Here is a 14,506-nt window from a genome sequence, read left to right as displayed (position 1 = left end):
AAACAGTCTGGTTTTAAGTGTATACTTTCAAAAATAAAAAAAGGAAATATCTTCGGATATTTCCTTTTTTTATTATCCTATATGAGTTATTGAACCGCGTTGAGAACATTGATATTCCCATAACCATAACTGGAATCCGGATTTGGATAGTAAGTAGCAGACTGCCTCATTTTTGTAAGTACCTGCTCTCTCGTCCATGATGGATTTTTTGACCAGACTAAAGCTGCAATACCGGCAGTTGCCGCAGTTGCAACAGAAGATCCTCCTACATAGTCAGACTGTCCGTTATAATAGCTCAATACCGGAACATTACTTCCTGAAGATCTTTCCATCTGAAATGTAAAATCAATTTGACTTCCGGAGTGGCAAACATCACATTTTTTATTGGAAGTATTTTCCTTTACTCCTGTTATTGCTTGGGTCTCCGGCATCCAGGCAGGGAATATCACCCCCACAAAATTGGTAAAGCTTGTTGACGTCCCCCCTGCACAGAAAATAAGTTTTCCCTTAGAGTAGGCATATTTTACACCATCCTCAATTTTTCCCACAGAAAATATATGTCCCATCGACATTGAGATAATCTTTACGTTATTGTTATTGCCTAGCTCAGTAAAAGCAGTTTTAACAGCAGTTTGTTCACTTGAGGTTTCCAACACAACATTTTCTGCTGCCCTGTATGCGATAAGATTGGCATTATAAGCTACCCCTACAGGTAATCCGGCATTATTTCTTGGCGCAGTCATTACAGAAGCCATTTTTGTTCCGTGACCACACTGATCTGCTGAACCATCTGAGTTATAAACTCCGAATTTACTGATGGTTCTTCCTGAAGATGCTCCGTTATTAAAACTATTTCCCAACAAGGTTTGCTCAGGGGAAACTCCGGTATCAATCAAACCAATAGTTATACCCGCGCCGGTACTGTAATTCCAGGCATTCGGAATACTGTGTTTTGTAAAAGCCCATGGAATTTTTGCACTTGGGGTTGTGCTTGTATAATCAGCTGTATTGAGTGTTGTTGAAGAAAAGCCACATCCTGAAGAACCGCTCCCTGAAGATTTTGCATTTGTATTATATGCTGCTTCATATTCAAAATAATGATAATCTGCAGGCTCCAGATATCTGATAGTTTTCATCTTTCTGAGTTCAGTAAGTGTTTCCTGCTTCTCAATTATAACATCCATCTGATTAAGATACTGATCAGAAAGAAGAAGAAATCCTCTTTCATCTTTTCCTTCATACTTTTTGATGACAGATAAGAGCTCTTTCTCTATTTCATTGCTGTTAGGAGATTTACTTCTATCGAAGTCATCTTTGGAAGAACCAAATCCAATGGATACCATCCTGTTTCCACGAAAGACGGCGCTCCAGAGGAAGTGATCTGAAGTCTGGCTCCAATTGAAGGAACCTTTACTTTTAATGGATTGATTGATTTCCGCGTTAATTTGTTTTGCTGTCAGAGGATCTTTCTGATAAGCTTCAAGACCGGAAGTTTCATTTTGGATACTTTCTCTGTTACATGATACGATAAAGAAAAATAAGACTAAAAGGTAAAATACATTTTTTCTCATATGTTATACTTTTGATTGGTATCACCAATATAACACTTTATCGTGAATTGTAATTCCCTGAATATTAATTTACTATTTCCCGAATATTAATTTTCTCAAATCATCCTGTAATAAAGTAAAACCAGGATTTACATACCCTTGTTTTCTATATCTCTTTTTCATAACAGACACTATTTTCAATTCCAATGTATTGTCCGTAATTTGGTATTCTTTTATAACCCATTTTTTCATATAAAGCAATCGCTTCGGGCTGCATAATTCCGGTTTCTAAAACACATCTATCAAAACCGGACTCTTTAGCCCAGGTTTCTAATTCAGTTAATGCTTTTCCGGCTAGTCCCTTTCCTCTTTGCATCGGGCTCGTATACATTCTTTTGATTTCAACCGTATCTTCAGAAAAGATCTTAAAGGCACCACAGGAAACTGCAATACTGTCTACATACACTACAATACAGTTTTTAAGGAGATCAATTCCATTGAATTGATGGTAGAAAGCATGATCCTTACCGTCTCGAATAGCAAGATCTTCATCCAGGAACTTCACCAGATTCTGGAAATCGATATCAGAGGAATCTACTCTTTTTATAATCATTATTTTTTCAGCAAATATAAGAGATAACGAATTGAAAAAATAAAAAAGGCTTCCATTCAGAAAGCCTTTTTTAATATCCTGAAGATGCCATAATAGATTTTCGATATCCTTATTCAGCATCTATTTTCTTCATGAGTTCAGCGGATGTTTCTTCTCCCATTTTTCTTCCGGCTTCCATACTTTCCTTTAGAATCAATGGCATAACCTCCAGTACTTTTTTTCCTAGTGGCGTATTATAGAATTTTATCAGCTCATCAATTTCCGTTTCGGTGTAATACTTATTGTAAATCGGCACATAAATTTCTGCAAACTTTTCGGGACTCATTTCCTTTGAAAACTCTTCCCAAAATTTTCGGGGTACCCCCGGATATGCCTGTTGATATTTTCCTATATTTTCACTTACTGCTTGGGAAGCCAGTTTATCACCTCCCGTAAGAGCAACGAGTTCTTTAATTTTCGCTTCTTTTATTTGAGCAAAGGTATTTACTCCTAAAAACAAAATACTTACGGCAATTATTCTCTTCATCCTCACACTACTAATTCACAATGAACTTTCTATCATTGATTAATTCTGCAATAGCCAACATATCTTTACCGATTAATCTGTCATCTTCCAGTTTTGCTACTTTGGAACGAAGAATACTAAAATTCTCTTCAATAATTTTTGAGCATTTAGCCGGTCTTCTGAATTCTAGCCCCTGAGCTGCAAACATCAATTCAACAGATAGGATATTGACCAGATTACCAAGAACCTGATTGAATTTTCTCCCGGAAATACTTCCCATAGAAACATGGTCTTCCTGTCCTAAGCTTGTTGGAATAGAATCTGCTGATGCAGGAAAGCAAAGTGTTTTATTTTCTGTAACCAAAGCAGCAGAAGTGTATTGAGGAATCATAAATCCTGAATTCAGTCCTGAGCTTTCTGTCAATAATCTTGGAAGGCCATATTTCCCTTCCAGAAGTAAATAACTTCTTCTGTCAGAAATATTTCCTAATTCAGCTGCAGCTAAAGTTGCATAATCCAATGGTAAAGCCATAAGTTGACCATGGAAGTTTCCTCCTGAAATGGATTCCTCAGCGCTCAATACAATCGGATTATCCGTTACAGAATTCAATTCGGTTTCTACCATCATTTTCAGGTGTTCAAAAGCGTTTCTGCTTGCCCCGTGTACCTGAGGAACACATCGCATAGAATAAGGATCCTGTACTCTTTCACAATCCTCATGTGCTTTCATATTTTCAGAGTTCTTAAGGAATTTCAGCATTCTTGCTGCTACTTTTTTACTTCCTTCAAAAGGTCTGATCTCGTGAAGTTCTTTTTTAAAGGGGCTTTCAGAGCCTCTGTAAGCTTCAAGACTCATGGCAGCAGTCATATCAGCAAGGTCCAATAAGTATTCAAACTTCTCCAATCCTTTGATCGCGTGAGCCAGGATAAATTGGGTACCGTTAATAAGCCCCAACCCTTCTTTAGGCCCTAAAGCTAAAGGATCCAGATTATGTTTTTCTAAAATTTCAGAAGTTTCATAGATGGCATCACCTTCCCAAACTTGTCCAAGACCCAACAATGGTAAAACAAGATGAGCTAAAGGAGCAAGATCTCCGGATGCTCCCACCGAACCTTGTTCAGGGACAACAGGAATGATATCTTTTTCCAACATCAGAATCAATCTTTCAATAACCTCTAAAGAAACACCGGAAAATCCTTTTGATAATGCATGAACTTTTGCAATCATCATAATCTTTGAAAATTCTTTATCAATAGGTTTTCCAACTCCAACTGCGTGGGAAATGATTAAATTATATTGTAACTGAGCTGTTTCATCAGCTGAAATTTTCGTATCACAAAGAGGACCGAACCCCGTATTAATCCCATAAACACATCGATCAGATTCAACAATTTTTTGAACATTTTTCTGGGATTTTAAAATTTGTTCTTTTGCTGCTTTATTAAGTTTTGCTTTATTGGGTTTTTTACAGATTTCCAATACATCATGGAAAGTGAAAATATCTACACCGTATATCATTTCTAAAAAATTTCTTTAAAATTACACATTTAGCGACTATTGTAAAAGCTAAATTTCACAGCGTTAATTTTTTCGGCAGAAAGTAATTTAATTTGCTATTTTTACGTCCGTTAAAAATAACCAATGAAATCTAAAACTCTACTATTTGCATTATGCCTTATGGGCACAGCTTCCTTTGCACAGGACAAAGTGAAATACTCCAAAGAACAAATTAAAAAGATGGAAACTTACCTTTTCAACGAAGGTTTTAATACACCATCTCCCAGAAAAACCTCTACTATTATTTTAAAAGATGGAAGCTCTCATAAAGGTTTTTGCAGTAAAATAGAAACCAAAAAAGGACAGATCTACGAAGTTTCTATTAAAGACAGTATTTCAAAAAAGAACGAAGTCTTCAATGCTGAGCAGATCAGCGAAATGTATGTCTATCCTAGCAACGTCGAAAAAATAGCAAAAGTTGCTAAATACATGGGAAATATCCGGAATTTCGGAACTAAAAAATTAACTAAAAACACAACCGGCGAACGAATTCACTTTGTCAATCAAACAGTATCACTGAAAAATAAAAAAGAGGATAAAGAATTTCTGATGCAATTGATCAATCCTGATTTTAGTGAAATCATCTCCGTGTACTATGATCCCAGAGCCAAAGAAACTGGAGGTTTTTCAATTGGAGGTTCTCCTCAGCTCGGAGGTGGTGTAATCAAATCCTATTATATTAAAAAGGGAGATAAAGTACTTTGGCTGCATAAGGATGACTTTGAAGACAATTATGATTTTCTTTTCGGTGACAATGCAGAATTCATGAAAAAATATCCTAAGAAATCTGCTGAATGGGATTATTTTAGCTTTTTGGTCAATGAGTATACTGAAATGAGCAACGGATAAAATATCTTACATAATACTTCAAAAGCTGTAGAAAATTCTACAGCTTTTTTGTTCTTTTAAATCCCGGATGGATTCCGTAATTTTGTTATATGAATCCTTCTTTAGAATTACAACTCAAAACTTTACCTTCTGAGCCTGGCGTTTATCGTTATTACGATAAAAATGAACAGTTATTGTATGTAGGCAAGGCTAAAAACCTAAAGAAAAGGGTTCTTTCCTATTTCAATAAAAATTTATCGGGGTACAGGATAAAAATAATGGTCGGAAAAATCCAGCGATTGGAAACCACTATTGTGAATAGCGAGTATGATGCGCTTCTATTAGAAAACAACCTGATCAAGGAGCATAAACCTTTTTACAATGTAATGCTCAAGGATGATAAAACATATCCTTGGATTTGCATTAAAAATGAAGCATTTCCCAGAATTTTCCTCACGAGGAACATCATTAAGGATGGTTCGGAATATTACGGCCCTTACGCCAAAGTTCGTCCTGCAAAAATACTACTGGATACCATAAAACATATTTATAAGCTCAGGACTTGTAATCTGAATCTTGCTCCCACTAAAATTGAAGATGGCAAATATAAGGTCTGCCTCGAATATCACATCAAGAACTGTGAAGGCCCTTGTGAAGGGTTGGAAAGCAAAGAAGAATATGATGAAAAGATTGACTCCATCCGCGGTATTATAAAAGGAGATTTCCGAAAAGCTAAAGATTACCTTATTAACCAGATGATGAAGCATGCTGCTAATCTGCAGTTTGAAGATGCACAGATCATCAAGGAAAGGCTGGATATTTTGGAAGATTATCAGGCAAAAAATACCGTTGTCAATCCCAATATTGACGATGTGGATGTTTTCGGAATGACCAGCGACGAAACAGCTGCCTATGTGAATTTCTTTAAGATCAGAAATGGAAATATAATCCAGAGTTTTACAACAGAAATCAAAAAGATCCTTGAAGAAACAGATGAGGATATTCTGGAAGAAGCTCTTATTGAAATTCGTCAGAAGTTTGGTTCCGACTCTAAAGAAGTTTTGCTTCCCTTTCATTTATCCGTTGAAATCCCTAATGTAAAACTTATTGTTCCTAAAGTTGGTGATAAAAAAAGGATCGTTGAACTTTCCGAGAAAAATGCTAAAGAATACCGTTTGGAAAAACTAAAACAGGTTCAGATTGTAGATCCTGAAAGACATTCCAACCGTATAATGGCTGAGATGCAAAAGCTACTGCGAATGCCTGTAGAGCCAAGACATATAGAGGGTTTTGATAATTCGAATATCCAAGGTACCAATCCTGTTTCAGCGTGTGTTGTTTTTAAAGATGGTAAACCCAGTAAGGCAGATTACCGCATCTTTCATCCGAAGACCGTAGAGGGTCCAAATGATTTTGCCACTATGGAAGAAGTGATCTATCGTCGTTACAAAAGAATGGTAGACGAAGGAGAGAGCCTTCCCCAACTTATTCTGATTGACGGTGGAAAAGGCCAGCTATCATCAGCCGTAAAAAGTTTAAAGCTATTAGGTCTTTACGGAAAGATTACTATTATTGGAATCGCTAAAAGACTAGAAGAAATCTTCTTTCCCGAAGATCCTATCCCATTATATCTGGATAAAAAATCCGAAACTCTTAAAATCCTCCAAAGGGTTCGTGATGAAGCTCACCGTTTTGGTGTAAAGCATCATAGGACCAGAAGGAAAAACTCTACCATCAAATCTGAACTGGAAGAAATTCCCGGTGTAGGAGAAAAAACAATTGAACTATTACTATCCAGATTAAAATCAGTAAAAAGGATCAAAGAATCCAACCTGGAAACATTAGAGGAAATATTGGGTAAAAGTAAAGCCAAGGTTATTTGGGAGTATTTTAACGACTAACAAAATTTAAAAATAAAAGCGCTCTTTTGTTACATTACAAAAGAGCGCTTTTATTTTTGATCAGAAGGTATTTATACACCTCCCATTACGTACATGTTTTCCATAGTTGGCACATCACTTCCACCCGCTTTTTCAAGGGTGATAGCAAATGCCTGCGCTTTCGGTATGTTAGAAAGAGCAATTTTACTATCTTTTTCTTCTGTATACATTCCTGCACTTATGGGTTTACCGTCTGCAATGGCCCATAATTGATATTGCATTCCTTCCGGAGCTTTAGGCAAAGCCTCTGCGTTCAGATAGACCTCTTTGGTCTTTTTGTCCCAAAAAACCATTGCCTTGGAATCTGCATGTTTTTCCACTCCTTTTAGCATAACCATTTGCATATCAGGGCTGGATATCATCGTCCATTTTTCATTCATCTTTTGCAGAGCCGCATCTTTAGATTGTTTTTCAGTTTCCAATTTTGCGATCTCTTTTTTGCTTTCAGACTGATTATTCATCCAAAACAAATTTCCGGTAAGGCTTACTAAAAATAAGACCGAAGCTGCGATTGCATAAGTTTTCCAGATATTATTTTTTGTATTTGCAATTTCTTTCGATCCATTTGTTAAATCTCCGACAGGCTGCGTTGGCTGCGCTGCAGGTGTAATTTTTTCAAAAGTTTGTTCTTTTTGAATCTTTTCCCAAATCTTAGATTTTAACTCATTAGGTGGGGCAACAGCCTGAGCAGTTGCCAGATCCTCTAGTACTTTTTGTGCTTCATCAAAAGCAGCTTTTACTTCAGCATTATTTTTCATCACACACTCCAAAATGCCTGCCTCCTCGGGAGAAGCAAGTCCTAGAATATAAGATTCTATAATTCCGGATGATATGTATTCCTTAGTGTTCAATTTATTGATAATCTTTTAACAAATCCTTTAATTTTATTAATGCATTCCGCATCTTCGTTTTTACCGTACCCAGGGGTATTTTCAATTTATCAGATATTTCATTCTGTGTGTATCCCTGATAATAAGCCAGATCAATAAGTTCCTGTTTATCAGTTTCCAAACTTTCAAGCACATTATTAAAGCCAATAAAATCAGAGGTATTGTTTGTGGTAGAAAGTTCAGCACTGTTATATACGAAATCCGGAATTGGTTGGTTTTTTAATTCGTTTTGAAAACTTTTAGATTTTAGATAATCGATCGCTGTATTTCTTGCAATATTGATCATCCACGTATAGAATCTTCCTTTACTGGTGTCATACTGTTGGATAGAATTCCAGATTTTCACAAAAACATCCTGAATAATTTCTTCAGTATATTCTTTTGATTGTACGATTCGAAGTACTACACCATATAGTGCACCGGAATAATGGTCATACAAATAATGAAAACCAGCTTCGTTTTTATCCTTCAATAAAACGATAAGTTCTTCCTCCGAATAGTTTGTTTTAATAGCGAATATTTTTCGATTCAAATGTAATAAAATAAAACATATAATAACAAAAATCTAAAAGTTCTTTTACATCGTATATGAAATTAACAAATTACAAGAATATGAAAGGTATATTAAAATCAATTCCTACAGATCCATATTTTTTCATTAGTTCTGTTTGTTTGGATTTTTATTTCCGACTAAAAAAATAAAAATCTTTAAATCTAAAACAAGATGAATGTCGTAAATGATCATAACAAGAAATCAAATACTATTTAATTAAAAAAATCAAAGAAATGAACACAAGATCAAAAATCGCAGTATTCGGAATGGTTGTATTATCATTCGCATTTAGCGGAACGGTAACTGCACAAACGATGAAAGAAAAAACAGTAATGGTAGGTGGAGCCGCTATGTATCCATCCAAAAATATCATTGAAAACGCTGTTAATTCCAAGGATCACAAAACACTGGTAGCAGCAGTAAAAGCTGCCGGATTAGTGGAAACCCTACAAGGAGCTGGTCCATTTACTGTACTGGCGCCTACAGATGCGGCATTTGCTAAACTTCCAAAAGGAACAGTTGAAAACCTGGTTAAGCCGGAGAATAAAGAAATGCTTACTAAAATTCTGACATATCATGTACTTGCAGGAAAGTTTAATGCTAAGGAAATTTGGGCCGCTGTAAAAGCAGGAAATGGAAAAAGTATGATGAAAACGGTGGAAGGAGAAGATGTTACTTTCTGGACAAAAGGCAAAGACCTTTATGTAAAAGATGCGAAAGGGAACAGTGCAAAAATTACTATAGCAGATGTTAATCAGTCTAATGGCGTTATCCATGTAATAGATACGGTTCTGATGCCTTAATTCTTAGTTTTTTTTATGGTTTAATAAATAACCCCTCACCTATTTTTATTTTGGTAAGGGGTTACTTATTTTATGTAGTTTCCTAAAAACCTCTGAAGTTTTTACATTTTCTTATTTACCTGCATAAACATCTTTAGAATAACTACCATTTCCGGTAGGAATTTCTATTACAATGTTTCCATTTTCATAATAACCGATAGTATTATCTCCATTTGCAAGCTTCACTCTGAACACCTCTTTTTTTGTTGTTTCCTTAAAAGTCGCATAAGGAACAGAGCTATCCGATTTCACAAGTATAAACTGACTGTTATCAATCTGAATTTTCTGTAGGGTTACTGCTCCGTTACTATATTTGTTTACAGAACTTCCTGTTGATGAAGCTGTATTAGTGTTATCCTGAATTGAAGCAACCTGCACCTGCTCATTGGTCTTCGTTTCAGCCGGAGCAGCTATTATCGTTGGATAAGAAACAGGAATAGAAACAAAAGTTTGTTTTAATGCATCCTGAAATCCCTCTTTATAATCTTTAATATTTGATGCTCCTTTACCGGTCAGTAATACCTTATCATGACAGTCTTTAAACTGAACGATCACTTTATTTCTTAAGAACCCGCTATCATCAATGACATCAGCATTTACAATATTACAAGGATTTTCTTTTGCTTCAGCAGGCCATTGCTCCCGGCTTCCCTGAAGAACAACATATTTTTTACCTTTTAAAGCTTTCGCCAAAGCAATATCCAAATCGAAACTTTCTTTAAAAGTGCTGAATTTTTCAGGTATAGAAATATACTTATAGTCAGATACTTTTTGTCCGAACGCAAGTATCGAACAAACTGTCAATATAGCAAATAATCCCTTTTTCATATTTTATTTTTTAATCATTTCTAAATGTTCCCATATCTAATTTAAGAGAAAAAAAGTTGGAATAAAAATTCGATCCTCCGATTCCTGAATTAGTAATAGCATAGTCGAGAGTAAGTCCCCGGTATCTGATTCCCAAACCTGCACTCGGCTGAAAAGAAACCTTTCTTTTCAGATCTTCAATATCCGTGATAGACTGAAAACGATTCACTCCCAAACGTACAAAAATCATTTTCTGATATCCCAATTCCGCTCCTGCATATGGGGTTATACTAGCAAAATCTGTGGAAATTAAAGCTGCAGTTTTAGCGAAATCCACATTGATTCCGGCTTCCGGTAAAACATAAACGCTGCTGTTGATTTCAAACATTTTACTTGCTCCTACATTAAGTTTAGGCATAGTAAGCTCCATTTTATCTTTTGGAGCAGGGTTAAACTCTTCTCCGTTCACAACTGTTGATAACTCCTTCTGATTGATGCTCCAAAAGTTAACGGTGGTGGTAGCGTCACGAAGCATTCCCCCAAATTTCCATCCATTATCAGCTTTATAAATTGCCCCTACATCAAAACCAAATCCATATCCGCTGGCAAATTTCCCTACATTCCTGTAAACAATCTTGGCATTAACACCCACATCCAATTTTGTGTTACCGCCAGGATGAAATGCATAGGACAGAATAGCAGCATAATCTGACTGCGAAAACTTGGTGATTTTGTCATAGTCAATATTTCCCTCAGAATCGATCATTTGAGTCGTATTCAGGATATTATCTACCCCTAATCTCACTACTGAGACTCCGAAAACTCCCTCTTCCATCACTTTAGCATAGGCAAGATAATCATATTTTGCTATAGATTCAAAGTATTCGGCGTGCATCGCAGCTCCTTGCCAGTCTCTTTCGATAGACATAAGACCTGCAGGATTCCACATGGGAGAATAAACGTCATCCTGATTGGAAATAACTGCTCCACCCATCGCCAGGCCTCTTGCTCCTGCCCCTATATTTAAAAATTCATTGGAATATTTTCTAATGATCTGAGATTGAAAAAATCCAAATGCTAAAGAAAATAGGAATAGTAGATATTTTTTCATCATATAAATTTGATGCTTAATTAGTTTTTTTTTGTTTTCTGGCTTTTATCAGCCCATTAGCTATAATTGCTAATATCATCACCAATGATGCTATATAAAATATAGGGCTCATATGCTCCGATTCGCCAAAGATAAAAAAAGCTAGTATAATTCCGTAAACTGGCTCTAAATTAACTGTTAAAATAAGTGTAAAAGGAGAAATATACTTCATCAGATTCACTGATTCCAACATTGGAAAAGCGGTAAAAACACTTGCTAACAAGCATATTAACGCCAAATCCCTGTAGTTTATTTCGTTCATTTGAAAAATTTGCCCTGAAAATAAATAAAATATCAATAAAACTGACCATCCACAGAATATTTCATAAAAAATAATATTCCCTGAACTTGTTTTCCCAAACATCTTACCATTGAAAACGGAAAATATCGTCCCAAAAATAGCACACAAGACACCAAAAAGTATCCCTTCTTTATATTGAAACTCTGTTTTAAAAATCAGCAGGATGCAAGCCACGATAACAATTCCCATGATAACTTCCGAAATATCTATTTTTCTTTTAAAAATAATAGGTTCTAATATTGACGCAAAAAGAGTAGATAATGATAAACAGCTTAATGCAATAGAAACATTCGAAACTTTAATGGAATAAAAAAAACAAAACCAATGGGCCGCCATTGCAGTACCAATCGCCGCCAATTGGAAAAATATTTTCTTTGAGACTTTTATACTTTCCTTTTTATAAATTCTTATGTAAGCATATAGGAATATCGCGGCAAATAGCATTCTGTAGAAAACCAGAATCTGAGCATTGGCATGAATCAGTTTCCCTAAGATTGCAGTGAATCCCCATAAAAAAATTATTAAATGCAATCTGAAAAGTGCTAATTTATGCATAACCTACCTTTAAATTTTTAAAATGCAAATTTACAAATAGCATTTCCAATTCCTTTCATAAAAAATAGATTTGAATAAGAAAAACAGATATTATTATAATAAACTCCCATTTTCATTTACTAAACTTCATGAAGAATCATATTTAATGATGAGAAGATCAAAAAAATCTTAATATATCTAACCGCAAAATACAGATACAAAAAACCCCGAAAATTTGGACAACTTTCGGGGCTTTCAAATAATAAACTATTAAAAAAATAAACTAGGAACAGAGTAATTAAAGAGCAATAATACTCCTCAATACTCTTACGTAAAGTTAGAAAAAATATCAATTAATTAAAAATAATTTCTTGTTAAATATTTCACAATTTTCTGTAAACCAAACTATTAAACACGTGTTTTAATAAAATTTATATTCTCTTTAAAAATAGTATCTTTAGGCGTAAAAAATTATAATTTTATGGATATCGAATTCAACAAACGAGAAGATCAAAACAGATTAAAATTATCCGAAATAAATCGTTTACTTGCCGAAATAAAAAAAGGAGGTGGAGAGAAAAAACTTCAAAAGTTACGTGAAGAAGGAAAAATGACTGCAAGAGAAAGAATTGATTATCTTCTCGATAAAGATGCAGATTCCATAGAAGTGGGAGCATTTGCAGGTTATGAGATGTATGAGGAACATGGAGGCTGCCCCGGAGGAGGTGTAGTGGTTGTCGTTGGTTATGTTTCGGGCAGACAATGCCTTGTTGTAGCGAATGACGCTTCTGTAAAAGCAGGTGCCTGGTTTCCAATTACCGGAAAGAAAAATCTCAGAGCGCAGGAAATTGCTATGGAAAATAAACTTCCCATTATTTACCTTGTAGATTCAGCAGGTGTTTATTTGCCTATGCAAGATGAGATATTTCCTGATAAAGAACATTTTGGAAGAATTTTCAGAAACAATGCCAAAATGAGTTCTATGGGAATTATACAGATTTCTGCTGTTATGGGTAGCTGTGTGGCCGGTGGTGCTTATCTACCCATTATGAGTGATGAGGCAATGATCGTTGATAAAACAGGCTCTATCTTCCTCGCAGGAAGCTATCTCGTAAAGGCTGCCATTGGTGAAAGTATCGATAATGAAACTCTGGGCGGAGCAACTACGCACTGTTCTATTTCAGGAGTTACAGATTATAAAGCAAAAGATGATAAAGATGCTTTAGACAGGATTAAAAATATCATGAAATCCATTGGAAGTACTGAAAAAGCAGGTTTTGACAGAATTGAAAGTTTTCCACCGAAAGAAAATCCTGAAAACATTTTTGGGATAATGCCAGCTTCAAGAGCTGAACAATATGATACATTGGATATTATTAAATGTATGGTAGATAATTCTGAATTCGATGAATATAAGCCAGATTACGGGAAAACTATTATTTGTGCTACAGCAAGAATAGATGGCTGGTCCGTGGGAATTGTGGCCAATCAGAGAAAGTTAGTAAAGAGTGGTAAAGGAGAAATGCAGTTTGGAGGAGTTATTTATTCCGACTCTGCAGATAAGGCTACAAGATTTATCGCTAATTGTAATCAGAGAAAAATTCCTTTGATCTTTTTACAGGATGTTACAGGATTTATGGTAGGATCCAAATCAGAGCATGGAGGGATTATTAAAGACGGGGCAAAAATGGTGAATGCAGTAGCCAACTCTGTAGTTCCTAAATTTACTGTGATTACCGGAAACTCATACGGAGCAGGAAATTATGCAATGTGTGGAAAAGCATATGATCCGCGACTCATTGTTGCATGGCCATGGGCCGATCTTGCCGTAATGGGGGGAGCTCAGGCTGCAAAAGTTTTAGCTCAAATCCAGGAATCAACATTAAAAAAACAAGGAAAAGAAATCAGTGAAGAAGAGCATAATGAAATTTTAGATAGCATATCCAAAAGATATCAAAAACAAACCGAATCTACCTATGCTGCAGCCAGATTATGGACTGATGCCATCATTAATCCTACAGATACCAGAAAATGGATCTCTATGGGTATTGAAGCTGCTAATCATTCCCCTATAACGGAGAAATTTAATTTGGGAGTAATACAGGTGTGATAATGATACAATTTTCAATATATATTTATTGCCCTATTTGAAAAAAGTAGGGCTTTTTTGTATTTATTAGCCAGCTATCGTTCATAACTGATAAAGAATGATTGATGATTGATCATTGATGGATGATCTTTTATCATTCATCAATGATCATTTATCTTTTATTGCTATGGTGTGGTATAGTAGGTATAGATATGTATAGGTATAGATATAAAACAAAAAAGTCTCATACAAATTCATGTATGAGACTTTTAATAAAAACTGGCGGCGACCTACTCTCCCGCTTGTCGCAGTACCATCGGCGCTGGTGGGCTTAACTTCTGTGTTC

13 protein-coding genes are annotated in these 14,506 nt (G+C 35.4%); 4 read left to right on the top strand and 9 right to left on the bottom strand.

From position 1 onward, the window contains the following. Nucleotides 1-86: 86 nt before the first annotated feature. The 4 genes from G9C87_RS17495 to hutH form a co-directional block, all read right to left on the bottom strand. Entirely contained in the window at nt 87-1,571 is a 1,485-nt protein-coding gene (locus G9C87_RS17495) for a S8 family peptidase (RefSeq protein WP_172283544.1), read from the bottom strand. A gap of 145 nt (nt 1,572-1,716) precedes the next feature. Further along, on the bottom strand, nt 1,717-2,283 hold the full coding sequence (locus tag G9C87_RS17490; protein ID WP_306614587.1) for a GNAT family N-acetyltransferase: 567 nt from the start codon (nt 2,281-2,283) through the stop codon (nt 1,717-1,719). Beyond that, nucleotides 2,273-2,689, bottom strand: a complete 417-nt coding sequence (locus G9C87_RS17485) for a DUF2059 domain-containing protein (RefSeq protein ID WP_172283542.1) — start codon at nt 2,687-2,689, stop codon at nt 2,273-2,275. Before G9C87_RS17485 ends, G9C87_RS17490 begins: the two co-directional genes overlap by 11 nt. A 10-nt stretch (nt 2,690-2,699) precedes the next feature. After that, the gene (gene hutH, locus G9C87_RS17480; protein ID WP_172283540.1) at nt 2,700-4,187 is read right to left on the bottom strand and encodes a histidine ammonia-lyase; all 1,488 of its coding nucleotides are present in this window, start codon (nt 4,185-4,187) and stop codon (nt 2,700-2,702) included. Nucleotides 4,188-4,310: 123 nt separating this feature from the next. Here hutH and G9C87_RS17475 point away from each other — a divergent pair, with 123 nt between their 5' ends. Next, complete coding sequence (locus G9C87_RS17475; RefSeq protein ID WP_172283538.1) at nt 4,311-5,075, top strand: hypothetical protein; 765 nt, start codon at nt 4,311-4,313, stop codon at nt 5,073-5,075. A gap of 89 nt (nt 5,076-5,164) precedes the next feature. Further along, complete coding sequence (gene uvrC / locus G9C87_RS17470; RefSeq protein WP_172283536.1) at nt 5,165-6,955, top strand: excinuclease ABC subunit UvrC; 1,791 nt, start codon at nt 5,165-5,167, stop codon at nt 6,953-6,955. A 71-nt stretch (nt 6,956-7,026) separates the two neighbouring features. Here the strand turns inward: uvrC and G9C87_RS17465 are convergent, their stop codons facing one another. Further along, entirely contained in the window at nt 7,027-7,845 is an 819-nt protein-coding gene (locus tag G9C87_RS17465; protein WP_172283534.1) for an anti-sigma factor domain-containing protein, read from the bottom strand. Between the two features lies 1 nt (nt 7,846). Next, entirely contained in the window at nt 7,847-8,416 is a 570-nt protein-coding gene (locus G9C87_RS17460; protein ID WP_228457043.1) for an RNA polymerase sigma factor, read from the bottom strand. Nucleotides 8,417-8,670: 254 nt separating this feature from the next. On the opposite strand from G9C87_RS17460, the gene G9C87_RS17455 reads away from it, so the two are divergent. After that, nucleotides 8,671-9,240, top strand: a complete 570-nt coding sequence (locus G9C87_RS17455; protein WP_172283532.1) for a fasciclin domain-containing protein — start codon at nt 8,671-8,673, stop codon at nt 9,238-9,240. Between the two features lie 111 nt (nt 9,241-9,351). Here G9C87_RS17455 and G9C87_RS17450 read toward each other — a convergent pair whose 3' ends face one another. From G9C87_RS17450 to G9C87_RS17440, 3 genes are read right to left on the bottom strand one after another with little or no spacing between them, the layout of a single operon-like run. Continuing rightward, a complete protein-coding gene (locus G9C87_RS17450; RefSeq protein WP_172283530.1) occupies nt 9,352-10,107 on the bottom strand; it encodes a hypothetical protein in 756 nt (251 codons plus the stop codon). A 10-nt stretch (nt 10,108-10,117) separates the two neighbouring features. Further along, nucleotides 10,118-11,200 (bottom strand): PorV/PorQ family protein, encoded by a 1,083-nt coding sequence (locus G9C87_RS17445; RefSeq protein ID WP_172283528.1) that lies wholly within the window; start codon nt 11,198-11,200, stop codon nt 10,118-10,120. 13 nt (nt 11,201-11,213) lie between these two features. Then, entirely contained in the window at nt 11,214-12,092 is an 879-nt protein-coding gene (locus G9C87_RS17440; RefSeq protein WP_172283526.1) for a DMT family transporter, read from the bottom strand. Between the two features lie 460 nt (nt 12,093-12,552). Here G9C87_RS17440 and G9C87_RS17435 point away from each other — a divergent pair, with 460 nt between their 5' ends. Continuing rightward, complete coding sequence (locus G9C87_RS17435) at nt 12,553-14,181, top strand: acyl-CoA carboxylase subunit beta (protein WP_172283524.1); 1,629 nt, start codon at nt 12,553-12,555, stop codon at nt 14,179-14,181. The last annotated feature ends 325 nt before the right edge of the window (nt 14,182-14,506 follow it).

This window comes from Chryseobacterium sp. LAM-KRS1 (assembly GCF_013184525.1).
Lineage (GTDB): Bacteria > Bacteroidota > Bacteroidia > Flavobacteriales > Weeksellaceae > Chryseobacterium > Chryseobacterium proteolyticum.
The sequence above is the reverse complement of the archived record's forward strand: the minus strand, read 5'-3'. Positions and strand labels throughout refer to the sequence as shown.